Raw genomic sequence first — 25681 nt, forward strand, 5'->3', positions numbered from 1 at the left:
GATGGCGGCATGCGCTATGCCGAGCACATCTCCGACCTGGTCGGCAACACCCCGCTGGTGAAGCTGGGCGGGATCGCGGAGGGGCTGTCGCCGCTGGTGCTGGCGAAGGTCGAGTACATGAACCCCGGCGGCAGCGTGAAGGACCGCATCGCGCTGAAGATGGTCGACGCGGCCGAGGCCTCCGGGGAGCTGCGGCCCGGCGGCACGATCGTGGAGCCCACCTCCGGCAACACCGGCATCGGCCTGGCCATGATCGCCCAGCGGCGCGGCTACAGGTGCGTGTTCGTGTGCCCGGACAAGGTCGGCGAGGACAAGCGCAACGTGCTCAAGGCGTACGGCGCCGAGGTCGTCGTGTGCCCTACCGCGGTCGACCCCGACCACCCCGACTCGTACTACCGGACGTCGGACCGGCTGGTCCGGGAGATCGAGGGCGCCTGGAAGCCGAACCAGTACGCCAACCGGAACAACCCGGCGTCGCACTACGAGGCCACCGGCCCGGAGATCTGGGAGCAGACCGAGGGGCGGATCACGCACTTCGTGGCCGGCATCGGCACCGGCGGCACGATCTCCGGCACCGGGCGGTACCTCAAGGAGGTCTCCGGCGGGCGTGTGCGGGTGATCGGCGCCGACCCGGAGGGCTCGGTGTACTCGGGCGGCACGGGCCGGCCGTACCTGGTCGAGGGCGTCGGCGAGGACTTCTGGCCGACGACCTACGACAAGGAGGTGTGCGACGAGATCATCGCGGTCTCCGACGCCGACTCCTTCCACATGACCCGCCGGCTCGCCCGTGAGGAGGCGCTGCTGGTCGGCGGCTCGTGCGGGATGGCCGTGGTCGCGGCGCTGCGGGTGGCCGGGAACGCGCCCCCGGATTCGGTGATCGTCGTCCTGCTGCCGGACGGCGGCCGCGGTTATCTCGGCAAGGTCTTCAACGACGTGTGGATGGCGAGCTACGGCTTCCTCCCGCCCAGCGCGGGCGCCACGGTCGGCGACGTGCTGCGCCGCAAGGACGGCACGCTGCCCGACCTCGTCCACGCGCACCCGAACGAGACCGTCGCCGACGCCGTGCACTACCTGCGGGAGTTCCACGTCTCGCAGATGCCGGTGGTCCGCGCGGAGCCGCCGGTGATGGCGGCCGAGGTCGTCGGGTCGGTGGTCGAGCGGGACATCCTCGACCTGCTGTTCACCCACCGCGCCAAGCTCTCCGACCGCCTCGACCAGCACATGTCCCCGCCGCTGCCGACCATCGGCGCGGGCGAGCCGCTGGAGACGGCGATGGGGGCCTTCGCCGCCGCCGACGCCGCCCTGGTGCTGGTCGACGGCAAGCCCGCGGGCGTCGTGACCCGCTCGGACGTCCTGGCCTTCCTCGGCTGACGTCTCGTGGGTGCGCTGGGCGCGATGGCGTCCAGCCGCACTCACAGGGGTCCCTCAGCCGGCGCCGCTACCGTCGGGCCCATGCGGAGATCCCTGCTCGCGACCGTGCTCGGCGCGGGCGCCGCCGCCGTCGTCCTGCCCGACCGGCTCGGGCTCGACCGGCGGTTCCCCTTCACCCCCCTCGGTGCGCTGCGCCCGCACGGCACGGCCGCGGCGGCCCTCGCCGCCGGTCTGCTCGCGGTGGCCCGGCCCACCCGGCCCGCGGCGCTCGCCGTCGGGGCGGTCGCGTCCACGGGTGTGGCGGGCCTGGTCGGCCGGGTCGTGCCGCGCTGCCGGCCCGCCGGGACCGCGGACCTGACCGTCCTGGCCGCCAACGTCTGGGACGGGAAGGCCGACGCGGGAGCGCTCGCCGCCCTGATCGCCCGCGAGCAGCCCGACCTGGTGTCGCTGCCGGAGTCCGGGCGCGAGTACCGCGACAAGCTCATGCCGCTGCTCGACGGCCTCGGGTACCGCTCGTGGGTCTCCACCGAGCCCGGCAAGCCGGACGGCTGGTCCGTCACCCTGCTCGTCGCCGACCGGATGGGCGACGTCGAGGTCGGCTCCGGGCCGGAGCTGCGCCGCCAGCACCTCTGGGCCCGCGGCGGCCTGCTCGGCGCCCGCCGGTTCCACGCCGTCCACCCGCAGGCGCCCATGCGGCGTTGGCAGACGCGGGTGTGGTCCCGGGACATGGACAGCCTCGCCCGGTGGTGTGCCGCGCTGCCCGCCCCGATCGTCGCCGGGGACTTCAACGCCACCCTCGACCACGCCCCGCTGCGCAGCGCGCTGACCGGGGTGCGGGACGCCGCGGAGGGCACCGGCCGGGGCCTCACCGGCACGTGGCCCACGGGCCTGCCGCGGTGGGCCGGCATCCGGATCGACCACGTCCTCGTGCCGCGCGGGGCCCGCACCACCCGCTACGAGGTGGTCGATCTCCCCGGCTCGGACCATCGCGCGGTCCTGGTCGCCCTGCAGTTGCCGGGGGCCGCGTAGCCTCGCCGCCATGCGCGGCTTCTCCACCCGGGCCATCCACGCCGGCCAGGAACCCGACCCGACCACGGGCGCGGTCATCGTGCCGATCCACGCCAGCTCGACCTTCGCCCAGGACGGCGTCGGCGGGCTGCGGGACGGCTACGAGTACTCGCGCTCCGCGAACCCCACCCGCACGGCGCTGCAGGAGTGTCTGGCCGCGCTGGAGGGCGGGCGCCACGGCTTCGCGTTCGGCTCCGGCATGGGGGCCTCGGACGTGCTGCTGCGGGTCCTCGTGAAGCCGGGTGACCACCTCGTCATCCCGCACGACGCCTACGGCGGCACGTTCCGGCTGGTCGACAAGGTCCTCGCACAGTGGGGCGTCGAGTACTCCACGGTCGACCTCTCGGACGTCGACGCGCTGCGCGCCGCCCTGCGCCCGACCACCAGGGTCGTCTGGTGCGAGACCCCGACGAACCCGCTGCTCGGGATCGCCGACATCGCGGCGCTGGCCGAGGTCACCCGCGGGACCGGGATCCGGCTGGTCGTCGACAACACCTTCGCCTCGCCCTACCTGCAGCAACCGCTCGCCCTCGGGGCGGACGTGGTGCTGCACTCCACGACCAAGTACGTCGGCGGGCACTCGGACGTCGTCGGCGGGGCGCTGGTCCTCGACGACGACGAGCTCGCCGAGCAGCTCCGGTTCACCCAGAACTCCGTCGGCTCCGTCCCCGGCCCCTTCGACGCCTGGCTGACCCTGCGCGGCGCCAAGACGCTGGCGGTGCGGATGGAGCGGCACAGCGACAACGCCGAGCGGATCGCGGACGCCCTGGCCGCGCACCCCGCCGTGGCGCAGGTGCTCTACCCGGGCCTGCCCGGGCACCCCGGCCACGAGACCGCCGCGAAGCAGATGCGCCGCTTCGGGGGGATGGTGTCCTTCCTGGTGGCGGGCGGGAAGGAGGCGGCGCTGAAGGTCTGCGCCTCCACCGAGCTGTTCACCCTCGCGGAGTCCCTCGGCGGCGTCGAGTCGCTGATCGAGCACCCGCACCAGATGACGCACGCCTCGGTGGCCGGCTCGGCGCTGGAGGTGCCGGACTCGCTGGTCCGCCTGTCGGTCGGCATCGAGGACGCCGAGGACCTGATCGAGGACCTGCGCACGGCGCTGGACGCGGCCGCGTCCTGATCCGGCCTCCCCACAGCCGGGAGTGGTACCGCCCGGTGGCGATCGCCCGTCGATCGACAGGGCGCGGGTACTGGACTCCGAGGGCCCGACCCCGCTCTCATGGGACGGGTCCGCCGTAGCCCGGCGGCGCGTGCTCGACGAGGAGGACGAGTGACGACGACGGATCCGATCGCCTACCGCGGGATGCCGGCCGGACTGTGGGCCCCACCGACACCGCAGCTCATCCGCGACGCGCGGATGCTGATCGTCGGCTACGAGGCGGACCGGGCAGCCCTGGAGGCGGCGCTGCCACCAGGGCTGACGCCGCACGAGAACAACCTGGTCCAGATGAACATGTACGAGGTGGAGGCGAGCCAGACCAGCGGGTTCGGCGCGTTCTCGCTGACCTACCTCACGATCGAGCTGGACGGCCACGACAGCCTCGCCGCCGACGGCACGCTCCCCATCCCGGGAAGGTTCTTCGCCTACTACTGGAACTCGTCGCCGCGAGTGATCTCGTACGCACGGGAGGCTGCGGGCATCCCCGCCCTGCACGGCGTCCGGCGCGGCACGGTCGAGGAGGGCACGCTGACCTCGGTCCTCGCCGTCGACGGGCGGGACGTCATCACGGCGCGAGCCGCGGTCACCGACACCCCCGCAGGCACCCTGGGCGGTCACCTCAACTACTACGCCCACCGCCAGATCCCCCGTGTGGAGGGCGGGAGGTCGGCGCTCAGCGAGCTGGTCGAGCTGCCGCTCCCCTTCGTCGTCGACCTCTACGAGGCCTCCGTCACCGACATCACCTTCGACTTCCCCGAGGGGCACCCGGCCGCCGCCCTCGCCCCCGTCACACCGCTGGCGACGCCCTCGGTCCTCTACGGCGACGTCACCTTCACCTACTCGGCCGGACGCCTCGTCCACGACTACCTCGCCGCCCCTGGGAAGGACTTGCCATGAGCACCGCGACCGTCTCGCACCTCGGCGGCTCGACCATCGGCTACTCGTTCGCCCGGCCCTACGACCCGGCCCTCCCGACGCTGGTCCTGGTCAACTCGTTCACCACCTCCGCAGAGCTGTACCGCCCCCAGTTCGCCGATCCCGCCCTGACCTCGACGGCGAACCTGCTCGCGATCGAGCTGTACGGACACGGTCGGACCCGATCCACGTACGCGCACTTCACCTACTGGGACAGTGCGATCGCGAACCTCCAGGTCCTCGAGCAGCTCGGGATCCGCGAGGCCTTCGTCCTGGGCACGTCGCAGGGCGGGTGGGTCGCCGTCCGCATGGCGCTGCTCGCCCCCGACGTCGTGCGGGGCGTCGTCCCGCTCGGCACCTCGATGGACTACGAGAGCGCACGCAGCCGCGACCTGGGCTGCTGGGACGGGATCGCGTTCTGCACGCCCTCCGTCGACGGCCTCGCCGAGCCCGTCGGCGACGACTGGGTCGTCCCGGACGAGTTCGTCGACGGCGTCCTCGAGGCGGGGCTGGGCACGAACGTGTCCGCCGACGAGCGTGACTTCTGGCTGAACGAGTACCGCCGCAACTACCGCGGCGACGACGGGCGGCACCGGCTGCGGGTCAGCACGATCAACCTGCGGGACCGGGACGGGCTGCACGGCAGGCTCGACGAGGTCCGCTGCCCTGTCCTCTGGCTGCACGGCACCGCTGACGAGGTGTACTCCGTCCCCAACGCCGAGGAGGAGATCCGGATGTTCGTCCGCTCCCGGGACGCACGGCTGCAGGTCGTCGACGGCGGCCAGCACTTCCTGAGCGCCTCCGACGCCCCGGCCGTCAACACCGCGACGGCCGACTTCATCAAGCGCTGGACCTGAGCGGCTCACCCCGTGCGGCCGTCGGGGCCCTCTGCCTCCTCCCGGTCCACCGGGCGTCCCTAGGAACGTGGGGGCACCGGGGCCGCGGGAAGGACCGACGCCGGGGCCGCGGGCGCGGCGGGGATGACGAGGTCGTCGGGGGAGAGGCAGCCGCCGACGAGCTCGTACCCGCCGGGGACCGGGACGTAGTGCCCCGGATCGGTGCAGCCCGCCTGCTCCACGGTCACGATCGCGAGGGTGCCGAGCACCGCGGCGGCGAGCAGCGGGACGGCGGCGCGGGCGCCCCTCGGCCCGCCACCGGTCCGGTGACCCACCCCGCCCCGCATCGTGCCTCCCCCGAGAAACCGCCCGTTCGCGAGGTTACCGGGCCCGGTGGCACGATGCGGGGGTGAACGCCGACTCCGGGACGGCCGGCCTGCGAACGGTCGACCCAGGTCCCTCGACGGCGCCGCCGGTGGGGATCGCGGAGATCGAAGCGGCCCGGGAGCTGCTCGCCGGCGTCACCCGGGCCACGCCCGTCGCGCGGTCCCGCGCGCTCGGCGAGGCGGCGGGCGGGCCGGTCTGGTTCAAGTGCGAGAACCTGCAGCGGACCGGGTCGTTCAAGATCCGCGGCGCGTTCACCCGGCTGGCCCGGCTGTCCGACGCGGAGCGGGCACGCGGCGTCGTCGCCGCCAGCGCGGGCAACCACGCGCAGGGGGTCGCCCTCGCCGCGCAGCTGCTCGGGATCGACGCGACCGTGTTCATGCCGGCGGGCGCCGCGCTGCCCAAGGTCGAGGCCACGCGCGGCTACGGCGCGCACGTCCGGCTCGGCGGCGGCTCGGTCGACGAGGCCCTGGTCGGCGCGCTCGAGCACGCCGAGCGCACCGGGGCCGTGCTCATCCACCCGTTCGACCACCCGGACGTCATCGCGGGGCAGGGCACCGTCGGGCTGGAGATCCTCGAGCAGGTGCCGGACGTCGCCACCGTCCTGGTCGCGACCGGCGGGGGCGGTCTGCTCGGCGGCGTCGCCGGGGCCGTCAAGGCGTACCGACCCGAGGTGCGGGTCGTCGGGGTGCAGGCCGCGGGCGCGGCGGCCTGGCCCGGTTCGCTCGCCGCGGGCGAGCCGATCGCGCTGGGCGGCATGCGGACCATCGCCGACGGCATCGCGGTCGGCCGGCCCGGGGACGTCACCTACCGGCAGGTCGAGGCCCTCGTCGACGAGTTCACCGTGGTCGGCGAGGACGCCCTGTCCCGCGCCCTGCTGTTCAGCCTGGAGCGGGCGAAGATGCTGGTCGAGCCCGCGGGAGCGGCGCCCGTCGCGGCCCTGCTCGACGCCCCCGCCCGCTTCCGACCGCCCGTGGTCGCGGTGCTGTCCGGCGGCAACGTGGACCCGCTCGTCCTGCTGCACGTGATCCAGAACGGCATGGCCGCCACCGCGCGGTACCTGTCCCTGGTCGTGCGGATCGGGGACCGTCCGGGAGCGTTGGCCGCGCTGCTGACCCGGGTGGGCGAGCTCGGCGCCAACGTGATCGACGTCGAGCACACCCGGGTCAGCGCGACCGTCCCGATGGGGGAGGTCGACGTGGCCGTGAGCCTGGAGATGCGCGGCCCGGAGCACTGCCGGGAGCTGGTCACCGCACTGCGGGGCGCCGGGCACCGCGTGACGGTGACCGGCGTGCCGGAGGGGGATCCGCGGCTCGGGGCGTGACCCCGCGGCGCGGGACGCGACTCAGCCGGTGAACGGCTGGATGTCGACGAGCGTGACCCGCATGCTGCCGCCGTCCGGCAGCGCGTACACGCGGTCCTCGCCCTTCTTCGCGCCGAGCAGCGCGGCGCCGAGCGGGGAGTTCGGCGAGATGACCTGCAGGTCGCCGTGGCTGCCCTCCTCGCGGGAGCCGAGCAGCACCTTCTCGGTGTCGTCGTCGTCCTCGTACTTGATGGTGAGGACGGTGCCGGGCGCGGCCTCCTCGGCGCTGGTCGGCGAGGTGCCGACCTGGGCGGTCCGCAGCAGCTCCTGGAGCTGGCGGATGCGGGCCTCCTGCTGGCCCTGCTCCTCGCGCGCGGCGTGGTAGCCGCCGTTCTCCTTGAGGTCGCCCTCCTCGCGGCGGGCGTTGATCTCGGCGGCGATGACGGGACGGTTCGCGATCAGCTCGTCGAGCTCCGTCTTGAGCCGGTCGAAGGCATCCTGGGTGAGCCAGGTCACCTGAGTCTCCGTCACGGTCATCACTCCTCCAGCGAACCGGGCACCGCACCGCGCGGGCCGGGCGCCCGGCAGGTCGCACGGGCACGATCGGGGCCGTCCGTCTACAGGCCCCGAGTAAGGAAAAACACGACCCGCCTGCGGGCCGTGTGGGAGTCACCCTAGCACGGGACCGACCGCTCGGCGCGGTCCTTCGACGAACGGTCGGGTGTCCGAGGAAGTTCCCGGAGCACCTGTTTTCGCTGGTCGGCGAGTTCCGGGAAGAGGCGCGGGGGGTTCCGCGTTGACCTCCGGCGGAGAGAACGTCGGTGGCGCGTGCCAGGATCGGCCTCGATCGGCCGAGGCGGTGCCCCGGCCCTGCGAGAGCCGCCCGTCACCGCGGGCGCGAGGACACGGAAGGACCCGGTCACCCATGACGTCCGAACGCGAGCCGTTGCGGCTGATGACCGTCCACGCCCACCCGGACGACGAGTCGAGCAAGGGTGCGGCGACCACCGCCCGGTACGTCGACGAGGGCCATGAGGTCATGGTGGTCACGTGCACCGGCGGCGAGGCGGGCAGCATCCTCAACCCCGCGATGGACCGGCCGGACGTGTTGGAGAACATGACCGCCATCCGGAAGCAGGAGATGGCCCGGGCGGCGGAGATCCTCGGCGTGCACCACCACTGGCTCGGCTTCGTCGACTCCGGCCTGCCCGAGGGCGATCCCAAGCCGCCGTTGCCGGAGGGCTGCTTCGCGCTCGTCCCGCTCGAGGAGTCCACCGAGGCGCTCGTACGGGTGATCCGCGAGTTCCGCCCGCACGTGCTCGTCACCTACGACGAGAACGGTGGCTACCCGCACCCGGACCACATCCGCACCCACGAGGTGTCGATGGCGGCGTTCGAGGCGGCCGCGGACCCGGACCGCTTCCCCGGGGCCGGCGCGCCCTGGCAGGTGCTCAAGCTCTACTACTCGCACGGGTTCTCCAAGAAGCGCCTGGTGGCCTTCGACGAGGCGCTCAAGGCCCGCGGCCTGGAGTCCCCGTACGGCGAGTGGCTCGCCAACTGGAAGGACCGGCGCGACCCGGGCGAGCGCGTCACCACCCGGGTGGAGTGCGCCGACTGGTTCGACCGCCGCGACGACGCACTGCGCGCCCACGCCACCCAGATCGACCCGACCAGCCGCTGGTTCTTCACCCCGCTCGAGGTGCAGAAGGAGATCTGGCCCTGGGAGGAGTACGAGCTGGTCCGCTCGCTGGTGCCCAGCCCGACCCCGGAGGACGACCTGTTCGCCGGCCTCCGGGAGCCCGCGCTGCGCGCCGGCTGAGGTTCGTCCCACCTGCGCCGTACGGGGTTCGGCGGCCCCGCGTAGCCTGGACGTCCGAGGACGTGACCCGCGACAGGAGTGACGAGACGTGCTGGTCGAGCTGGGCGCCGTGCCCGCTGTGTCGGCAGCGGAGACGGTCGCGACCGTCCTGGCGCAGAACCCGGAGCCGCCGGCCGACAGGGGCGAGGAGTTCGGGAAGGCCTCGCCGGTCGCGCTCGTGGTCATCCTCTGCCTGGCCGTGGCCACGATCGCGCTGATCGTGTCGATGAGCCGGCGGATCCGGCGGCTGCCGCAGACGTTCGACAAGGACACCGACGGGGAGTCCGACGAGGCGACCCGCGAGGAGAGCGGCGCGCCCGCCGGGGAGCGCCCCGAGCAGCGCTGACCCGGGCACCGCCGGCCACGCGGTGATCCACGCGGCCGCGCCGTCCGCCCACGCGGCGGGTCGCGGCCCCCGGTGACAGGGTGGGCGCATGCCCAACCGGCTCGCCGAGGCCACCAGCCCGTACCTGCTCCAGCACGCGGACAACCCCATCGACTGGTGGGAGTGGTCCGACGAGGCGTTCGCGGAGGCGCAGCGCCGGGACGTCCCGGTGCTGCTCTCCGTCGGCTACGCCGCCTGCCACTGGTGCCACGTCATGGCACACGAGTCCTTCTCCGACCCGGAGACCGCCGCGCAGGTCAACCGGGACTTCGTGGCGATCAAGGTCGACCGCGAGGAGCGCCCCGACATCGACGCGGTCTACATGGCCGCGACCCAGGCGATGACCGGCCAGGGCGGCTGGCCGATGACCTGCTTCCTCACCCCGGTCGGCGAGCCGTTCCACTGCGGCACCTACTACCCGCCCACGCCCCGGCACGGCATGCCGGCCTTCCGGCAGCTGCTCGACGCCGTCACCACGGCCTGGGCCGAGGACGGCGCGCGGATCCGCGGCGCCGCCGGGGAGATCGCCGCCCGGTTGGCCGACGCCGCCCACGCCGCACCGCCGCCGGTGGCGGTGAACCCGGACGTGCTCGACGCCGCGGTGGCCGGCCTCGCCGCGGACTTCGACGCCGAGCGCGGCGGGTTCGGCGGCGCGCCGAAGTTCCCGCCGTCGATGACGCTGGAGTTCCTGCTGCGCCACCACGAGCGCACCGGCTCGGCCGACGCCCTGCGGATGGTGGAGCGGACCTGCGACGCCATGGCTCGCGGCGGCATGTACGACCAGCTCGCCGGCGGGTTCGCCCGGTACAGCGTCGACGCCGGCTGGGTGGTGCCGCACTTCGAGAAGATGCTGTACGACAACGCCCTGCTGCTGCGCGTCTACGCGCACTGGGCCCGTCGCGCCGGCTCACCCCTGGCCACCCGGATCGCCACCGAGACCGCCGGGTTCCTGCTGCGCGACCTGCGCACGCCGGAGGGCGGGTTCGCCTCGGCGCTCGACGCCGACACGGACGGCGTCGAGGGGCTGACCTACTCGTGGACGCCCGGCCAGCTCGCCGAGGTGCTCCCGCCCGAGGACGCGACCTGGGCGGCGCAGCTGTTCGAGGTCACCGAGGCGGGCACGTTCGAGCACGGGGCGTCGACCCTGCAGCTCCTGCGCGACCCGGACGACCCGGAGCGCTGGGAGCGCGTGCGCACCGTGCTGTTCGCCGCCCGGTCCACCCGCCCGCAGCCCGCCCGGGACGACAAGGTCGTCACGGCGTGGAACGGCATGGCCGTGCAGGCGCTCGCCGAGGCCGGCGCGGCGCTCGGGCGGCTGGACTGGGTCGCCGCCGCGGGCGAGGCGGCCGATCTGCTGCTTCGTCTGCACGTCGTGGACGGCCGGGTCCGCCGGTCGTCGCGCGACGGCGTCGTGGGCTCGGCCACGGGCGTCCTCGACGACCACGCCTACCTCGTCGACGGGCTGCTCGCCCTGCACCAGGCCACCGGCGACCCGGCCCGGCTCGCGGCGGCCGTCGAGCTCCTGGACCTGGCCGTCGCCCACTTCCGTGGCGAGGGCCCGGGCACCTGGTACGACACCGCCGACGACGCCGAGGAGCTCTTGCACCGCCCGCGCGAGCTCACCGACAACGCCACCCCGTCCGGGGGCTCCGCGCTGGCGAACGCGCTGCTCACCGCGTCGGTGCTGGTCGACGAGGAGCGCTCCGGCCGGTACCGCGAGCTGGCCGAGGAGTCCGTGCACGCCGTCGGCGGGTTGTTCGCCCGGCACGCCCGCTTCGCCGGGCACTGGCTCACCGCCGCCGAGGCGCTGACCTCCGGTCCGCCGCAGGTCGCGCTGGTCGGGCCCGTCGGCGATCCGGACCGCGAGGCGCTGCTCGCCCGGGCCCGGGCGCTGGTGCCCGGCGGTGGCGTCGTCGTCCCGGGGGACCCGGACGCGCCGGGTGTTCCGCTGCTGGCGGCCCGTCCGCTCGTCGCGGACCGGCCCGCCGCGTACGTGTGCCGCGGGTTCGTGTGCGACCGGCCGGTGACCACGCCGGAGGAGCTGGCCGCCCTGCTCTGAGCCCCGACTTACGTCCTCCGTCCGCCGTCGGAGAACGCTCCGCCGCGCCTTGTGTATCGGTGTAATCTCGTAAGCATCGCAGCGGGAGGTGCGGGATGACGGGACGGATGCACAAGGGCTGGCACGGCGGCGGACGGGCACAGGGCCGCGGGCCGCGGGGCGGGTGGCAGCAGGCGGACCTGCCGGACACCGGCGACGCCGCGGCGTGGCTGCGGGGTCGGCTGCCCGACGGCTGGTTCGTCGGCGCGCCGGACGTGACGATCGACCGGGAGGAGATCGTGATCGTCGGCGAGCTGCCGCCGGTCGAGGGCGACTTCCCCGACACGGACGCCGGGCGGGCCGAGAAGGCGGCCGCGGCGGCGGGGCGCATCTCGCGCTTCCGCGAGGAGACGCGCGACGAGCGGATCGACATCGCCCGCCAGGCCGAGCACCGCTACCAGCGCAAGGTGGCGTGGGGCGCCCGGATCGGCGAGGTCGAGGAGCTGTTCACCACCGCGTCCGTCCCGGTCATGACGCGGCTGCGCCAGCCGGAGCGGATGGTGCTGGACACCCTGGTCGACTCCGGGGTGGCGCGCTCCCGGTCGGACGCGCTGGCCTGGGCCGTGCGCCTGGTGGGCCGCAACGCCGACACCTGGCTCGCCGACCTGCGCGAGGCGATGGCCAAGGTCGACGAGCTGCGGACCCGCGGCCCCGAGTGACCCGCTCCCATGAGCGAACGGCGCTCTCGCTCATACCTTGTGAGCGAGAGCGCCGTTCGTTCAGGCCGGGGTCAGCGGATCAGGAGGGGAAGAGCGCGAACCAGATCGCGATCTGGTGGCAGATCGCGGCCAGCACCGTGGCCGCGTGGAAGAACTCGTGGTAGCCGAAGGTCTTCGGCCACGGGTTGGGCCAGTGCACGGCGTAGAAGACCGCTCCGGCGGTGTAGAGCGCGCCGCCGACCAGCAGCAGGACCAGGGCGGCCACCCCGGCGTTGTGCAGCAGGTCCGGTAGCACGAACACCGCGACCCAGCCCAGTGCGAGGTAGATCGGCACGGCGAGCCACTTCGGCGCGTGCGGCCAGCAGGTCTTGAGGATCACCCCCGCCAGCGCCCCGCCCCACACCACGGCCAGCACGATGCGGCCGGTGCTGGGGGCCATCGCCAGCATCGCGACGGGTGTGTAGGTGCCCGCGATGAAGACGAAGATCATCGAGTGGTCGAGCCGGCGCATGATCAGCCGGCTGCGCGATGTCGACCACGTCCGGCGGTGGTAGAGCGCGCTCACCCCGAACAGGCCGAGGATCGTCAGGCTGTAGACCGAGGTCGCCAGCGCGGCGGCCCCGCCGACGAGCGTCGCGGCGACGGTGATGAGAGTGGCGCACGCCGCGACCGAGCTGACGAACGACCAGAAGTGCAGCCAGCCGCGCATCCGCGGCTTGACGAAGGGGAGATCCGACGGCGGCTGGAGGGTCCCGGCGGTCACTCGCCCGAGGGTACGGGATCTCCGTCCGCGATCGGGTTTCCGGCCGGTGGCCGCCCGGTGAAGCACGCGCGGGCACGGGCCTTCGGACACGGGTGTCCCGGGCGCGCGGCGTAGGCTCCGCCCCGTGGGTGTCCGTGACCTCCTCTATTCGACCTACGAGGCGAGGCTCGCCCGGCAGCTGGTCGGTGCGGAGCGCCCCCGGCACGTCGCGCTGATCCTCGACGGCAACCGGCGCTGGGCGCGCGACGCCGGGCTCGAGGACGTCAACGACGGCCACCGGGTCGGCGCGGCGAAGATCTCCGACCTGCTGGGCTGGTGCGGCGACGCCGGGGTCGAGGTCGTGACGCTGTTCCTGCTGTCCACGGACAACCTGTCCCGGCCGGCCGACGAGCTCGAGCCGTTGCTGGAGATCATCGCCGACGTCGTCGACGAGCTGAGCGGCCCGTCCGCCCCGTGGCGGCTCCGGGTCGTCGGGGCGCTGGAGCTGCTGCCGCAGGCGATCGCGCAGCGGCTCGCCGCGGCCGCCGCCCGCACCACGGACCGCCCCGGGCTGCAGCTCAACGTCGCGGTCGGGTACGGGGGCCGCCAGGAGATCGCCGACGCCGTGCGCAAGCTGCTGCTGCAGCACGCCGAGTCCGGCTCGTCGATCGAGGAACTGGCCGAGGTGCTCGACGTCGACCACATCGCCGCGCACCTCTACACGTCCGGCCAGCCCGATCCGGACCTCGTGATCCGCACGTCGGGGGAGCAGCGGCTCTCCGGTTTCCTGCTCTGGCAGAGCGCGCACTCGGAATTTCATTTCTGCGAGGCCTACTGGCCCGAGTTCCGTCGCGTCGATTTCCTCCGGGCGTTGCGCGACTACGCCGCCCGGCACCGCCGCTTCGGTTCCTGAACACGCTGGACCGAGCCGGCGCCGGCTCGCCGGAACAACCCGAGAACGCGAAAGCGGCGCCGGTCCCGAAGGACCGACGCCGCCTGCGTCAGGACGGGTCTCAGTCCTCGACCGAGTCGCCCGCGCTGGACTCGAGGCCGCAGACGCGGTCGTTGTCGGTCTTGACCTTGCTGTCGGCGTCGGCCTTGCCCAGGATGCCGAGGGCGCCGGTGGCGACACCGGTGATGTCCTTCAGGTTGGCCTGGCCGGCGATGAGGCCGACGTTCACCGGGACGTCGTTGTTGCAGGCCTGGATCGGCACGTTGGCGTTGTTGCCGGAGACGTTGATCAGGCCCTTGCCCGACTTGTCGATGCCGGTCTCGTGCGACTCGTGGGCGAACGCGAGCGGGCTGACGGCGACGACGGACGCGGCCGAGGCGGCGGCGACCAGGGCGACCTTCTTCAGCATTCTTCTCTCCTGTGTGTGTTCGGGCCCGGGGAGGGCCCGGACTGGCGAGTCGGTGTCCGACCGGGGAGCCCGCACCGACTGCGGACGAAGTTATCGGACCGATCCAGGAATTGCGCAATCCGTTCCACGATCGTGTCGGTTCGCGTTTCTCGGCGAAGTTACTCCCACGATCGGATGACTTTTCCGGATGCCGTCACCGGTCCCGGAAAATGCAGGACGCCGGCCCGGAGGAAACGGGCCGGCGTCCTGTGGAGCACGGTGCGGAGGTCAGCTGACCGAGTCGCCCGCGGCCGCCTCGAGGCCGCACACGCGGTCGTTGTCGGTCTTCACCGTGCTGTCGGCGTCGGCCTTGCCGAACAGGCCGAGGGCGCCGGTGGCGGAACCGACGATGTCCTTGGCGTTGCCCTGCACGCCGGCCAGCAGGCCGACGTTCACCGGGACGTCGTTGTTGCAGGCCTGGATCGGCACGTTGACGTTGTTGCCCGACACGTTCAGCAGGCCCTTGCCGGACTTGTCGATGCCGGTCTCGTGGGAGTCGCTGGCGAACGCGAGCGGGCTGACGGCGACGACGGACGCGGCCGAGGCGGCGGCCACGAGGGCGACCTTCTTCAGCATTGTTCTTCTCCTGTGTTCGTTCGGGCCCGGGGAAGGCCCGGACTGACAAGTCGGTGACCGACCGGGGAGCCCGCACCGACTGCGCAGAACGTTATCCGGATGACGCTCGGATAACGAATTCCGTACCACGATCGTGTCGATTCTCGATTCCTGAGGAAGTTACTCGCACGATCGGATGAGTTGCGGAACACGTGACCGACCCGGGGCCGGCCACACGGCAGGACGCCGGCCCGGGAACCGGGCCGGCGTCCTGCCGAGACGCTGACGGGAGGTCAGCTCACCGAGTCGCCGGAGGCGGCCTTGAGGCCGCACACGTCGTCGTTGTCGGTCTTCACCTTCGTGTCGGCGTCGGCCTTGCCGAACAGGCCGAGGGCGCCGGTCAGCGCGCCGGTGATGTCCTTGGCGTTGCCCTGCAGGGCGAGCGCACCGACGTTCACCGGGACGTCGTTGTTGCAGGCCTGGATCGGGACGTTGACGTTGTTGCCCGAGACGTTCAGCAGGCCCTTGCCCGACTTGTCGATGCCGGTGACCGACGAGCCGTGGTGGCCCTTGTCGCCCTTGTCGTGGTGGTCGTGGCCCTTGTCGCCGGCGAAGGCGAGCGGGCTGACCGCGACGAGGGAGGCGGCGACGCCGGTCGCGACGATTCCAGCCTTCTTCAGCACAGTTTCTCTCCTGTAAGTCCGCGGAACCGGCGAGCCGGCACCTTTCGAGTCAGCGTCCGACCGGGGAGCCCGCGCCGACTGCCCCGAAAGCTATCCGCCGTCGCGCGAATACAACAAATCTCGTTCCACCATCGTGTGAAGTGCGGACGCTGCGTTTGGTTACTCCCCGGATAGGAGGAATTCGGAGTCGTCGCGGGCGCGCTTTCCGTCCGTTTCCGGGAACGGTCGGTGACCGATCCACCCGATCGGAACCCGGCCCGTCACGATCGTGGACGGGGCGCCGGACGGGCGTCCGGCGGGTAGCGTCCCGGTGATGCGGGGATCTCCGTGAAGGCGAGCGCGATCGCGCGTGACGTGGCGCTGCTCGCGCTGGGGCTGGACCGCCTCGCCCCCGGCACCGTGGAGGCCTTCGACGGCGATCCGGCGCTCCGCCGGCACGTCCGCTCGGGGCGGCCCCCGGCACCGTCCGACCTGGTGCGCGAGGCCGCGCGGCTGCGGCGGGCGGTCCCGTACCTGGGTCTCCCGCCGGTGCGGGAGGCCTTCCTCGACGGCGAGCTGCGGGCCCTCGAGCGGACCGCCCGGACCTCCGCGGGCGAGCGGGTGCCGCTGCGGACCGAGATCCGCGAGACGTACGGCGTCGACGTCGCCCCCGGCGACCCGGACCGCTACCGGGAGGCACACCGGGTGCTCGACGCCCTCCTGTCCGGGCCCGGCCCGCTGGGCGAGCGGCTGGCCGCGCACCGCACGCGGGACGAGCTGCCCGCCGGACGGCGACCCGCCGCGATCCGGGCGCTCGTCGCGGCGCTGCGGGCGCGGACCACCGGGGTGCTCGGGCTGCCGCCGGGCGAGCAGGTCGAGATCGAGCTCGTCGAGGGGCGGCCGTGGAGCGGGTTCACCCGCCATCTCGGCGGGAGCCGCTCGCTCGCCCGGTTCAGCGCGGACGCCCCGCAGCGCGCGGGGCAGCTCGCCCGGCTCGTCGCGCACGAGACCTACCCGGGCCACCACGTCGAGCACCTGCGGCGGGCGGCCGCGGCCCGGAGCGCACCCGAGCGGGCACTGAGCCTGACCCGCAGCCCGCGCGCGCTCGTCGTCGAGGGAGTGGCGGACCTCGGGCTGGACGCCGTCGTCGGGCCCGGGTGGGGCGGTTGGGCGGCCGGGGTGCTCGCCGAGGTCGGCGTGGTCACGGACGGTGAGCTGGCGGAGGCGCTGGACGAGGCGATGCTGCCGCTGCAGCAGGTCCGGCTCGACGCCGCGCTCCTCCTCGACCGGGCGGGGGAGACGGCGGCCCGTGACCACCTGCGACGGTGGCTGCTGCTCGACGGGGCCCGCGCCGACCGGGTCCTGCGCTTCCTCACGGACCCGCACTGGCGTGCGTACACGGCCACCTACGTCGTCGGATATCCGTTGCTGCGCACCTGGTGGGCGGGCGACGCCGCGCGCTTCCGCCGCGCCCTCGACGAGCCCGTCACGCCCGCCGTGGTGATCTCACCGGCCGCCGGGCGCTGGACCGGACGGCGGGCGGCCGGCCGGGGAACGGTCGCGACGGACGGTGTCGATCATGCGATGAGCGGTCGGCCGTTCTGTTAATTCTCGGGATCGGTGGCGCTCGCGACGCGATGTCACCCTTGACCGCATCAGGGTGACCGCTAGTAGCGTCAGCGGTGGCGGTGCGTCCCGATCGCACCGCTCGGGGAGGCCCTGGACGTGGTGTTGCAAAGCACCCGAGAGGGCCGGCACCCGGCCCTTGCGGGCGTGCGGGCGGCGTCGCAGACGTGGTTCGTGCAACCGCACCGGGGTCGGCCGGCCCACCGGAACTGTGGGCGTGGTGCCGCGCCCGCGAGGGAGCACCCGTGACCGAACGTCGTACGGCCCCGGTTCAGGAGAGCGGCTCCGACGTCCCCGCGGACGTCACGCCCCGCTGCTACGTGCTCGACACCTCGGTCCTCCTCTCCGACCCGTGGTCGCTGACCCGGTTTGACGAGCACCAGGTCGTCCTCCCGCTCGTGGTCATCTCCGAACTCGAGGGCAAGCGGCACCACCCGGAACTCGGGTGGTTCGCGCGGGCCGCCTTGCGGCAGCTCGACGACATGCGGATCAAGCACGGCCGGCTCGACGCGCCCGTCCCGATCGGGGACGCCGGCGGCACCCTCCACGTCGAGCTCAACCACAGCGACCAGTCGGTGCTGCCGAGCGGCTTCCGCACGGACAGCAACGACAGCCGGATCCTCGCCTGCGCGCTCAACCTGCAGGCGGAGTACGGACCCCGGCGGCGGGTCGTGCTGGTCACGAAGGACATGCCGCTGCGGGTCAAGGCCGCGGCCGTCGGGCTTCCCGCCGACGAGTACCACGGGCAGGACGTCGTCCCCTCCGGCTGGACCGGGATGGCGGACATCGAGGTCGCCCCGGACGAGGTCGACACGCTCTTCCGCGAGGGCCTGCTGGACCACCCCGAGGCGGCCGAACTGCCGTGCCACACGGGCATCCGGCTGCTCGGCGGCACGTCGTCGGCGCTGGGCCGGGTCACTCCGGACAAGCAGATCAAGCTGGTCCGTGGTGACCGCGAGGCCTTCGGGCTGCACGGGCGCTCCGCGGAGCAGCGGGTCGCGCTCGATCTCCTGCTCGACCCCGAGGTCGGGATCGTCTCCCTCGGCGGCCGCGCCGGCACGGGCAAGTCGGCGCTGGCGCTGCTCGCCGGCCTCGAGGCCGTCATGGAGCGCCAGCAGCACCGCAAGATCGTGGTGTTCCGGCCGCTCTACGCCGTCGGCGGGCAGGAGCTCGGGTACCTGCCCGGCAGCGAGGCGGAGAAGATGGGCCCCTGGGCCCAGGCCGTCTTCGACACCCTCGGTGCGCTGGTCAGCCAGAACGTGCTCGACGAGGTGATCGCCCGCGGGATGCTGGAGGTCCTGCCGCTCACCCACATCCGCGGCCGGTCCCTGCACGACACCTTCGTGATCGTCGACGAGGCGCAGTCGCTGGAGCGCAACGTGCTCCTCACCGTGCTCTCCCGGCTCGGCACCGCCTCACGCGTGGTCCTCACGCACGACGTCGCCCAGCGCGACAACCTCCGGGTCGGCCGGCACGACGGCATCGCGGCGGTGATCGAGAAGCTGAAGGGTCACCCCCTCTTCGCCCACGTCACCCTCACCCGCTCCGAGCGCAGCCCCATCGCCGCCCTCGTGACGGAGATGCTGGAGGGCCCGGGCAACTGACCACAGTGAGCGAACGGCGCTCTCGTTCATACCTAGTGAGTGAGAGCGCCGTTCGCTCATGGGCGATGCTGCAGTTGTCCACAGCAGACGGCACCTGTGGACGGACGTGTGCACGACGTCTGCGTTCTGGCCAGCATGGACGGCGTGCCCCTCCGCGTCTGCCCGTTGACCCTCGACGAGATCGCGTTCCGCGTCGACTCGTACGTCGTCCATGTCCGGGAGCTCGAGGCCCTCGGGGTGCCGCGCCGGACGATCCACCAGCGCTGTCGTCCGGGTGGACCCTGGCGTGCCCTGCTGCCCGGTGTCGTCTCCCTCAGGAACGGCCCGCCGACGCGCGAGGACCTACGCCGGGCCGCCCTCGCCTACGCGGGCCCTGAAGCCGTGCTCACCGGGCTCGATGCGCTCGAGATCGCCGGGCTGCGGCGGGCGCCGGACCCGTCCGGTCCCGTGCACGTGCTGGTGCCGTCAGATCGGCGCCGCCTCGGGGCCGGGACGGTTCTGGCCGAGCGCACCGAGCGGGTACCGCTGCCGGTCCCCGGGCCCTGGCGGGCCGCGCCCGTCGTGCGCTCGGCCCTCGACTTCAGCCGCCGCTGCCGGGAGCGGGACCAGGTCCGGGCGGTCCTCGCCGAGGTCGTGCAGACCGGGCGGGCGACGGTCGCCGAACTCGCCGCGGAGCTCCGCGCAGGCACCAGCCGTGGATCGGCCCTGCCCCGTGCCGTGCTGCAGGAACTGGCCGACGGCGTGCGGTCGGTCGCCGAGGCGAAGGCCCGTGAGCTGGTCGCGCGAACCCGGCTGCCAGCACCGCTCTGGAACCCGCGGATCCTCGACGCCGCCGGCCGCGAGATCGCCAGACCCGACGCCTGGTTCGACGACGTCGGCCTCGCCTGGGAGATCGACTCGGTCGAGTTCCACTTCTCCGCCGCGGACTACGAACGCACTGTGGAGCGACACGGTCGCCTCAGCGCGCACGGCATCCTGATCGTCCACTCGCTGCCGCAGACCCTGCGCCGGCGGGGCGCGGAGGTCGTCGAGGAACTCCGACGGGCACACGCCCACGCCGCGCTCCGCCCGCGACCGCCGGTGAGGGCCGTCCCCGTGGACTCGTAGCTCCGAGGACCGCCCCGCGCGCCTGAGCTTGGTGAGCTGCGTTGGTCGCGCAAGCCGGTGAGCGAGCGGCACTTTCGCTCACTAGGTATGAGCGAGAGCGCCGCTCACTGCCAGGGTTCCCGCGCGACCCTGCTGATGAGCGAGCGGCGCTCTCGTTCCCTAGGTGTGAGCGAAAGTGCCGCTCGTGCGGGATCAGAGGCCGTGGGGAGTGCCTTCCGTGAAGCCTGCGCTGGTCTGGATGCCCACGATCGCGCGCTCGTGCAGTTCGGCGAGGGAGCGGGCGCCCGCGTAGGTGCAGGCGGAGCGGACGCCCGAGCAGATGCCGTCGAGCACGTCCTCGACGCCGGGGCGGGCCGGGTCGAGCAGCTGCTTGGAGCTGGAGATGCCCTCCTCGAACAGGCCCTTGCGCGCCCGGTCGAAGTCGCCGTCGCCGCGGGTCCGGGCGCTCACCGCCCGCTTGGACGCCATGCCGAAGGACTCCTTGTACGCGCGGCCGGACTCGTCGCGCAGCAGGTCGCCGGGGGACTCGTAGGTGCCGGCGAGCCAGGAGCCGATCATCACCGACGCAGCGCCGGCCGCCAGCGCGAGCGCGACGTCCCGCGGGAAGCGCGCGCCGCCGTCCGCCCAGATCGCGACGTCGTGTTCCCGCCCGGCCGTGGCGCACTCCAGCACCGAGGAGAACTGCGGGCGGCCGACGCCGGTCATCATCCGGGTGGTGCACATGGCACCCGGACCCACGCCGACCTTGATCACGTCTGCACCGGCCTCGGCCAGGTCGTGCACGCCCTCGGCGGTGACGACGTTGCCCGCCGCGATCGGCACCGACAGCCCGGAGTCGCGGACCACCGCCCGGACCGCCTTCAGCGCGTCGATCATCTTGTCCTGGTGCCCGTGCGCGGTGTCCACGACGAGGACGTCCACCCCGGCCTCGAGCAGCGCCTTGGCCTTGGTCGGGACGTCGCCGTTGATGCCGATCGCCGCGGCGGTGCGCAACCGGCCGTGGCTGTCGAGGGCGGGCGTGTAGATCCCGGCCCGGATCGCGCCGAGCGCGGTGAGCAGGCCGGCGAGGCGACCCTCGTCGTCGAGGCCGAGGGCGACGCCGCGGCCGCCGAGCGCGTCGAAGATCTCCCGCGGCGGGGTGCCGAGCGGGAGCATGACCGGGGAGCCGTCGAGGACGTCGGCGAGTCGGGTGAAGCGGTCGACGCCGGTGCACGCGGCCTCGTCGACCGTCCCGACCGGCCGCCCGCCGTCGTCGACCACGACGACCGTGCCGTGCGCGCGCTTCGGGAGCAGGTTCAGCGCGTCGGCCACCGCGTCGCCGGTCCGCAGCACGAGCGGGGTGTCCCACACGGGGTGGCGCGACTTGATCCACGCGACGATCTCGGCGACCGCCTCGGGCGCGACGTCCTGCGGCAGCACGGTCAGCGCGCCGCGCCGCGCCAGCGTCTCGGCCATCCGGCGGCCCGCGACCGCGGTCATGTTGGCCGCGACGACCGGCACCGTGGCGCCCGTGCCGTCGGCGGTGGTCAGGTCGACGTCGAAGCGGGAGGCGACGGAGGACCGCCCCGGGACGAGGAAGACGTCGTCGTAGGTGAGGTCCGAGGTGGGCCGGTGCCCGTCGAGGAAGCGCACGGAGAACCAAGGATAGCGGCGAGATGGGCCGCGCGCCGCAGGATCGGGCGAGAGATGTGCGGCATCTTCTCCCGGGATCTGCGACTCGGTGTCCCGGGAGTGTCGACTCGCGCTACAGGAGGGCGCGGACCGCGTCGATCGTGTCCGCCTCCGCGGGGGTCTTGTCGGGGCGGTAGCGGAGGACCCGGGCGAAGCGGAGGGCGACCCCGCCGGGGTAGCGGACGCTGCGCTGGGCGCCGTCGAGGGCGATCTCGACGACGAGCTCGGGGCGCATCTCGACCACGTGCCCGTCGTCGTGCACCGCGTGCCCCGGGAACTCCTTCGTCTGCCAGGCGAGCAGCTCGTCCGTCATGCCCTTGAAGGTCTTGCCGACCATGATCGGCGGGCCGCCGTCCGGGTCGCGCGCACCGAGGTGGATGTTCGACAGGGTGCCGGTGCGGCGGCCGTAGCCCCACTCCGCGCCGAGCACGACGAGGTCGAGCGTGTGCACCGGCTTGACCTTCTGCCAGCTCTTGCCGCGCCGCCCGGCCGCGTAGGGGGCGTCGAGCGCCTTGACGACGACGCCCTCGTGCCCGGCCGACAACGCGCCGTCGAGCACGTCCGCGGCCTGGTCCGGGGTCGGCCGGCGGATCCCGGGCATCCGCAGCGGCTCCTGCGCCGGATCGGCGAGGAGGTCGGCCAGCGCGTCGAGCCGGGTGGCGAGCGGCTCGTCGAGCAGGTCGCGCCCGTCGAGGTGCAGGAGGTCGAAGAAGAACGGGCTCAGGAGCACGTCCTCGGACCCTTCGGAGCCGAAGCGGGACATGGTGTCCTGGAACTTGCGGGGCCGGCCGTCGTCGTCGAGCGCGAGGGTCTCGCCGTCGAGCACCGCGGTGGTGCACGCCAGCTCCCGCACGCGCGTGACCAGCTCCGGGACGCTGTCGGTGACCTCGCGCAGCGTCCGCGTCCACACCCGGACCTCCGTGCCGGAGCGGTGCACCTGGATGCGCGCGCCGTCGAGCTTGTACTCGACCGTGACCTCCTCGCCGAGCGACTCCAACGCCGCGTCGAGCGACGAGCCGGGGCTGGCGAGCATCGGCCGCACCGGCCGCCCGACCTCCAGCCGCACCGCTTCCAGCCCGGGGGCGCCCTCGGACAGGGCCAGCGCGGCGGTCTCGGGGAGCCTGCCGGACAACATGAACGCCCGCCGCACGACCGCCGCGGGCACCTCGGCGGCCGCGGCGATCGCGTCGAGCATCACGCCCTCCAGCGCCCCCTGCCGCAGCTCGCCGGTCAGCAGCCGGACGAGGAAGGCCTGCTCCTCCTCGGTCGCGGCGCCGAAGAGCGACTCGAGCAGCTCGCGACGCCGGCGGGTCGAGCCCGCCCCGGCCGTACCGGCCAGCTCGGTGAGCAGCTCGTCGACCTGTGCGACGGCGAGCGTGGGCTCCGCCGCGGGGGCGCCGGCCAGGCCCGAGAGGGTGCGCCAGCCGGTGCCGATCCGCCCCTGCCGCGGCTCGCCCGCGAGCCAGGCCGTGGCCGGCGCGACCTCGGCCGGCCCGGCCAGGTTCAGCAGCGCGGCGAGCGCCACCGTCTTCTCCTTGCGGGAGCGGGTGGCGCCGACCGCGGCGGAGGTCCGGACCACGTCGTGGAGCAGCACGGTCCGCATTAGAGCAGCGGGCACCGACATCTCGCGCGCCGCCGGACCGACCCCCCGACCCGGCCCGGCGGCCCGCACCGCCGCCAAGGGCCGGGTCAGCCCATCGACTTCTGGCCGTCGATCGTCTCGCGCAGGATGTCCGCGTGCCCGGCGTGCTGGGCGGTCTCCGCGATGATGTGGGTGAGGACGCGCCGCGCCGACCAGGCGTCCTCGGTGAACCAGGGCGCCTCCGGCAGCGGGTGCGAGAGGTCCAGCGAGGTCAGCGCCGATACCACCTCCTCCGTGCGCGCGGCGATCTGCTCGTACTCCGCCAGCAGCCCCTCGAGCGTCTCGCCCGGGAGCATCCGGAAGCTGTTCGCGTGCTCGACGAAGCTCTCCTCGGTGAACTCCATGGCCGAGGGCCCCTCCAGCACGAAGGTGATCCAGTTCCGCTCCCCGTACATGACGTGCTTGATCAGCCCGCCGAGGCACAGCTCGCTCGCCGTCGGGGTCGCCGCGGCCTGCTCGTCCGTCAGACCCTGCACGGTGTAGCGGAACAGGAACCGGTGCTTGGCCAGCGCTCCCAGCAGGTCCGCCTTCTCGCCGGTCGGGGTCGGGGTGGAGGGGGTGGTCGCGGGGATGGTCCCGGTGGTGGTCACTGCGTCCGCCTCTCGTCGTGTCCTGCTGACGGGTACGACGCTACGGACCACTCCGGCCAGATCCTGTCCTCAATTCACGGCCCGCCCGGAATTCTTCCTCCCGGGCGGGCCGGAGATCCGGGGTCAGACGACGGCGCGGCCGGTCATCGCCTGCACGTGCATCTCGTCGTACGGGACCTCCTGCTCCCGCCGCGGCCGGCCGAGCACGGTGCCCAGCCAGCAGCCCAGGAAACCGATCGGCACCGAGACGAGCGTGGGGTAGGAGAGCGGGTAGAGCGCCGACGTGCCCATCACGCCCGGCCCCACCAGCACCAGGGCGACCGAGGTGACCAGGCCGGCCACCACGCCGACGATCACGCCGGTGGTGGTGAGCCGCCGCCAGAACAGCAGCAGCACGAGCACCGGCACGTTCGCGCTCGCCGCGACCACGACCGCCATCAGCGCCAGGAGCGCGATGTTGGTGTTCTGCGCGCCGAGGGCGAGCACGATCGACACCGCGGCGATGGCGACGGCGGCGATCCGGCCGGCCTTGACCTGCTCGGCGTCGGACGCCTTCCCCTTACGGATCAGCGAGCTGTAGATGTCGTGCGCGACCGCGCCCGAGCCCGCGATCACCAGGCCGGCGACGACCGCGAGGATCGTCGCGAACGCCACTGCCGAGATCACGGCGAAGAGCACCGGACCGCCGAGGGTCTCGGCAAGCTGCGGCGCCGCCAGGTTGCCGGCCTTGTTCGCCGCCGCGACCTGCGCCTGACCGACGATCGCCGCCGCGCCGTAACCGATGAACGGCATCGCGAGGAACGCCAGGCCGAGGATCCACAGCGCGACGCTCATGGACTTCCGGGCGACCTTGGCGTCGGGCACGGTGAAGAACCGGATCAGGATGTGCGGCAGGGCCGCGGTGCCGAGCACCTGCGCGACCGCGACGGACAGCAGGTCCAGCCCGGGAACGACGCCGCTGGCGCGGGCGAACAGGTCGGTCGGCGAGGCCTCGGAGACCGCCTGGAACAGCGCCATCGGGTTCCAGCCGAACCGGGCGAGCACCAGCACGACCAGCATCGCCAGGGCCGCGAGCAGCATGACGGCCTTGACGATCTGGATCCAGGTCGTGGCGAGCATCCCGCCGACCGTGATGTAGACGGCCATCAGCACGCCGACGACGATCACCGCGACCCAGTACGGCACGTCGACCAGCAGGCTGATCAGCACGCCGGCACCGACCAGTTGGGCGATCATGTAGAAGACCGTGACCACGAGGGTGTTGACCGCCATCACCGCGCGCACACCCTTCGACCGGAACCGGCTCGAGAGCACGTCGGCGATCGTGTACCGACCCAGGTTGCGCAGCGGTTCGGCCACCAGCAGCAGCACCAGCAGGAACGCGACGAGTCCGCCCGCGACCAGGTAGAAGCCGTAGATTCCCTGCAACGCGAGGATGCCCGCGACACCGAGGAAGGTGGAGGCGGAGAGCAGGTCGCCGCAGATCGCGAGGCCGTTCTGCCAGCCGGTGATCTGCCCGCCCGCGACGTAGTGGGAGCCCGCGTCGCGGTTGCGCTTGCCCGCCCAGGCCGTGATGGCCAGGGTCAGCGCGATGACCGCGACGAAGATCCCGATCGTGATCGGGTCGGCGCTCATCGGTGGAGTCCCTTCTCGGCGGTGGGGGCGGTCGCCCGGGTCTCGATACCCGACTCGGCCACCGCCCGGTCGGCCAGCTCGTCCCACCGTGCGGCCCGGCGGGTGTAGAGCCCGCACAGCAGCCAGACGAGCGGGAAGATCAGCGCGGTGAGGACGAAGGTCCAGCTCAGCTGGCCGAGGGCCTTGCCGTTCAGCACGGGCGTGAAGCCGGACAGCACGATGACGAGCAGGTAGGCCCCGAATCCGAGCGCCGCCGCGGGGATCGCGAAGCGGTTGCGGCTGCGGACGAGCTCGGTGAAGGCCGGGGTGGCCGTGACGGCGGCGGCGCGCCGCCGTGCGTCGGGAGCCGGCGCGGCCGGCTCGGCGGGATCGGTCATGGTGCCTCTCCTACTTCCTCGTAGGTGTCCAACG

Annotated in this window: 25 protein-coding genes; 14 read left to right on the forward strand and 11 right to left on the reverse strand. The window is 73.3% G+C overall.

Annotated elements, in window-relative coordinates:
* The first annotated feature begins 9 nt into the window (after positions 1-9).
* The 5 genes from ABD990_RS25960 to ABD990_RS25980 all read left to right on the forward strand — a co-directional run bounded on the left by ABD990_RS25960 (position 10) and on the right by ABD990_RS25980 (position 5370).
* Complete coding sequence (locus tag ABD990_RS25960) at positions 10-1371, forward strand: cystathionine beta-synthase (protein ID WP_345383365.1); 1362 nt, start codon at positions 10-12, stop codon at positions 1369-1371.
* Positions 1372-1452: 81 nt separating this feature from the next.
* Complete coding sequence (locus ABD990_RS25965) at positions 1453-2400, forward strand: endonuclease/exonuclease/phosphatase family protein (protein ID WP_345383366.1); 948 nt, start codon at positions 1453-1455, stop codon at positions 2398-2400.
* A gap of 10 nt (positions 2401-2410) precedes the next feature.
* Positions 2411-3559, forward strand: coding sequence for a cystathionine gamma-synthase (locus ABD990_RS25970; RefSeq protein WP_345383367.1), 1149 nt, complete (start codon positions 2411-2413; stop codon positions 3557-3559).
* Positions 3560-3709: 150 nt separating this feature from the next.
* Positions 3710-4495 (forward strand): acetoacetate decarboxylase family protein, encoded by a 786-nt coding sequence (locus tag ABD990_RS25975; RefSeq protein ID WP_345383369.1) that lies wholly within the window; start codon positions 3710-3712, stop codon positions 4493-4495.
* The gene (locus ABD990_RS25980; RefSeq protein ID WP_345383370.1) at positions 4492-5370 is read left to right on the forward strand and encodes an alpha/beta fold hydrolase; all 879 of its coding nucleotides are present in this window, start codon (positions 4492-4494) and stop codon (positions 5368-5370) included. The genes ABD990_RS25975 and ABD990_RS25980 overlap by 4 nt, the downstream gene beginning before the upstream one ends.
* A 59-nt stretch (positions 5371-5429) precedes the next feature.
* Here the strand turns inward: ABD990_RS25980 and ABD990_RS25985 are convergent, their stop codons facing one another.
* Entirely contained in the window at positions 5430-5696 is a 267-nt protein-coding gene (locus ABD990_RS25985; RefSeq protein ID WP_345383371.1) for a hypothetical protein, read from the reverse strand.
* A 128-nt stretch (positions 5697-5824) separates the two neighbouring features.
* Here ABD990_RS25985 and ilvA point away from each other — a divergent pair, with 128 nt between their 5' ends.
* Positions 5825-7057: a threonine ammonia-lyase gene (gene ilvA / locus ABD990_RS25990; protein ID WP_345383434.1), complete on the forward strand. Its 1233-nt coding sequence runs from the start codon at positions 5825-5827 to the stop codon at positions 7055-7057.
* 21 nt (positions 7058-7078) lie between these two features.
* Here ilvA and greA read toward each other — a convergent pair whose 3' ends face one another.
* The gene (gene greA, locus ABD990_RS25995) at positions 7079-7567 is read right to left on the reverse strand and encodes a transcription elongation factor GreA (RefSeq protein WP_345383372.1); all 489 of its coding nucleotides are present in this window, start codon (positions 7565-7567) and stop codon (positions 7079-7081) included.
* A 394-nt stretch (positions 7568-7961) separates the two neighbouring features.
* On the opposite strand from greA, the gene mca reads away from it, so the two are divergent.
* The 4 genes from mca (at position 7962) to ABD990_RS26015 (ending at position 12036) form a co-directional block, all read left to right on the forward strand.
* Positions 7962-8855 carry a mycothiol conjugate amidase Mca gene (mca, locus tag ABD990_RS26000; RefSeq protein WP_345383373.1) on the forward strand — a complete coding sequence of 298 codons (894 nt, stop codon included), beginning with the start codon at positions 7962-7964 and terminating at the stop codon, positions 8853-8855.
* 88 nt (positions 8856-8943) lie between these two features.
* Positions 8944-9240: a hypothetical protein gene (locus tag ABD990_RS26005; protein WP_345383374.1), complete on the forward strand. Its 297-nt coding sequence runs from the start codon at positions 8944-8946 to the stop codon at positions 9238-9240.
* Positions 9241-9328: 88 nt separating this feature from the next.
* Positions 9329-11338 carry a thioredoxin domain-containing protein gene (locus tag ABD990_RS26010; RefSeq protein ID WP_345383375.1) on the forward strand — a complete coding sequence of 670 codons (2010 nt, stop codon included), beginning with the start codon at positions 9329-9331 and terminating at the stop codon, positions 11336-11338.
* A 95-nt stretch (positions 11339-11433) separates the two neighbouring features.
* On the forward strand, positions 11434-12036 hold the full coding sequence (locus ABD990_RS26015; protein ID WP_425569661.1) for a hypothetical protein: 603 nt from the start codon (positions 11434-11436) through the stop codon (positions 12034-12036).
* 79 nt (positions 12037-12115) lie between these two features.
* Here the strand turns inward: ABD990_RS26015 and trhA are convergent, their stop codons facing one another.
* Positions 12116-12745 (reverse strand): PAQR family membrane homeostasis protein TrhA, encoded by a 630-nt coding sequence (gene trhA, locus ABD990_RS26020; protein WP_345383436.1) that lies wholly within the window; start codon positions 12743-12745, stop codon positions 12116-12118.
* A 178-nt stretch (positions 12746-12923) separates the two neighbouring features.
* Here trhA and ABD990_RS26025 point away from each other — a divergent pair, with 178 nt between their 5' ends.
* Positions 12924-13691 (forward strand): isoprenyl transferase, encoded by a 768-nt coding sequence (locus ABD990_RS26025; RefSeq protein WP_345383376.1) that lies wholly within the window; start codon positions 12924-12926, stop codon positions 13689-13691.
* Positions 13692-13791: 100 nt separating this feature from the next.
* On the opposite strand, the gene ABD990_RS26030 is transcribed toward ABD990_RS26025, so the two are convergent.
* The 3 genes from ABD990_RS26030 to ABD990_RS26040 all read right to left on the reverse strand — a co-directional run bounded on the left by ABD990_RS26030 (position 13792) and on the right by ABD990_RS26040 (position 15416).
* Positions 13792-14139: a hypothetical protein gene (locus ABD990_RS26030; RefSeq protein WP_345383377.1), complete on the reverse strand. Its 348-nt coding sequence runs from the start codon at positions 14137-14139 to the stop codon at positions 13792-13794.
* A gap of 267 nt (positions 14140-14406) precedes the next feature.
* Positions 14407-14754: a hypothetical protein gene (locus tag ABD990_RS26035; RefSeq protein WP_345383378.1), complete on the reverse strand. Its 348-nt coding sequence runs from the start codon at positions 14752-14754 to the stop codon at positions 14407-14409.
* A gap of 272 nt (positions 14755-15026) precedes the next feature.
* Positions 15027-15416, reverse strand: coding sequence for a hypothetical protein (locus tag ABD990_RS26040; RefSeq protein ID WP_345383379.1), 390 nt, complete (start codon positions 15414-15416; stop codon positions 15027-15029).
* Positions 15417-15743: 327 nt separating this feature from the next.
* Here ABD990_RS26040 and ABD990_RS26045 point away from each other — a divergent pair, with 327 nt between their 5' ends.
* The 3 genes from ABD990_RS26045 to ABD990_RS26055 all read left to right on the forward strand — a co-directional run bounded on the left by ABD990_RS26045 (position 15744) and on the right by ABD990_RS26055 (position 19732).
* Positions 15744-17003, forward strand: a complete 1260-nt coding sequence (locus tag ABD990_RS26045) for a DUF885 domain-containing protein (RefSeq protein ID WP_345383380.1) — start codon at positions 15744-15746, stop codon at positions 17001-17003.
* A 263-nt stretch (positions 17004-17266) separates the two neighbouring features.
* Entirely contained in the window at positions 17267-18625 is a 1359-nt protein-coding gene (phoH2, locus tag ABD990_RS26050; protein WP_425569662.1) for an RNA 5'-3' helicase PhoH2, read from the forward strand.
* 144 nt (positions 18626-18769) lie between these two features.
* The gene (locus ABD990_RS26055) at positions 18770-19732 is read left to right on the forward strand and encodes a hypothetical protein (protein WP_345383381.1); all 963 of its coding nucleotides are present in this window, start codon (positions 18770-18772) and stop codon (positions 19730-19732) included.
* Between the two features lie 192 nt (positions 19733-19924).
* Here ABD990_RS26055 and ABD990_RS26060 read toward each other — a convergent pair whose 3' ends face one another.
* The 5 genes from ABD990_RS26060 to ABD990_RS26080 all read right to left on the reverse strand — a co-directional run bounded on the left by ABD990_RS26060 (position 19925) and on the right by ABD990_RS26080 (position 25647).
* Complete coding sequence (locus ABD990_RS26060) at positions 19925-21364, reverse strand: GuaB1 family IMP dehydrogenase-related protein (RefSeq protein ID WP_345383382.1); 1440 nt, start codon at positions 21362-21364, stop codon at positions 19925-19927.
* A 112-nt stretch (positions 21365-21476) separates the two neighbouring features.
* Positions 21477-23006, reverse strand: a complete 1530-nt coding sequence (locus ABD990_RS26065; protein ID WP_345383383.1) for an ATP-dependent DNA ligase — start codon at positions 23004-23006, stop codon at positions 21477-21479.
* An 86-nt stretch (positions 23007-23092) separates the two neighbouring features.
* Positions 23093-23635 carry a DinB family protein gene (locus tag ABD990_RS26070; protein ID WP_345383384.1) on the reverse strand — a complete coding sequence of 181 codons (543 nt, stop codon included), beginning with the start codon at positions 23633-23635 and terminating at the stop codon, positions 23093-23095.
* Between the two features lie 123 nt (positions 23636-23758).
* Complete coding sequence (locus ABD990_RS26075) at positions 23759-25270, reverse strand: solute symporter family protein (protein WP_345383385.1); 1512 nt, start codon at positions 25268-25270, stop codon at positions 23759-23761.
* Entirely contained in the window at positions 25267-25647 is a 381-nt protein-coding gene (locus tag ABD990_RS26080; RefSeq protein WP_345383386.1) for a DUF485 domain-containing protein, read from the reverse strand. The genes ABD990_RS26075 and ABD990_RS26080 overlap by 4 nt, the downstream gene beginning before the upstream one ends.
* Positions 25648-25681: the final 34 nt, after the last annotated feature.

This window comes from Pseudonocardia yuanmonensis, from assembly GCF_039542425.1.
Classification (GTDB): Bacteria; Actinomycetota; Actinomycetes; order Mycobacteriales; family Pseudonocardiaceae; genus Pseudonocardia; species Pseudonocardia yuanmonensis.

Coding starts and splice junctions, on each gene's coding strand:
- mca (WP_345383373.1), top strand. CDS start 7,962: ATGACGTCCGAACGCGAGCCGTTGCGGCTGATGACCGTCCACGCCCAC.
- ABD990_RS25960 (WP_345383365.1), top strand. CDS start 10: ATGCGCTATGCCGAGCACATCTCCGACCTGGTCGGCAACACCCCGCTG.
- ABD990_RS25965 (WP_345383366.1), top strand. CDS start 1,453: ATGCGGAGATCCCTGCTCGCGACCGTGCTCGGCGCGGGCGCCGCCGCC.
- ABD990_RS26075 (WP_345383385.1), bottom strand. CDS start 25,270: ATGAGCGCCGACCCGATCACGATCGGGATCTTCGTCGCGGTCATCGCG.
- ABD990_RS26030 (WP_345383377.1), bottom strand. CDS start 14,139: ATGCTGAAGAAGGTCGCCCTGGTCGCCGCCGCCTCGGCCGCGTCCGTC.
- ABD990_RS26080 (WP_345383386.1), bottom strand. CDS start 25,647: ATGACCGATCCCGCCGAGCCGGCCGCGCCGGCTCCCGACGCACGGCGG.
- ABD990_RS25980 (WP_345383370.1), top strand. CDS start 4,492: ATGAGCACCGCGACCGTCTCGCACCTCGGCGGCTCGACCATCGGCTAC.
- ABD990_RS25985 (WP_345383371.1), bottom strand. CDS start 5,696: ATGCGGGGCGGGGTGGGTCACCGGACCGGTGGCGGGCCGAGGGGCGCC.
- ABD990_RS26035 (WP_345383378.1), bottom strand. CDS start 14,754: ATGCTGAAGAAGGTCGCCCTCGTGGCCGCCGCCTCGGCCGCGTCCGTC.
- ABD990_RS26015 (WP_425569661.1), top strand. CDS start 11,434: ATGACGGGACGGATGCACAAGGGCTGGCACGGCGGCGGACGGGCACAG.
- ABD990_RS26010 (WP_345383375.1), top strand. CDS start 9,329: ATGCCCAACCGGCTCGCCGAGGCCACCAGCCCGTACCTGCTCCAGCAC.
- ABD990_RS25970 (WP_345383367.1), top strand. CDS start 2,411: ATGCGCGGCTTCTCCACCCGGGCCATCCACGCCGGCCAGGAACCCGAC.
- trhA (WP_345383436.1), bottom strand. CDS start 12,745: ATGCGCGGCTGGCTGCACTTCTGGTCGTTCGTCAGCTCGGTCGCGGCG.
- ABD990_RS26065 (WP_345383383.1), bottom strand. CDS start 23,006: ATGCGGACCGTGCTGCTCCACGACGTGGTCCGGACCTCCGCCGCGGTC.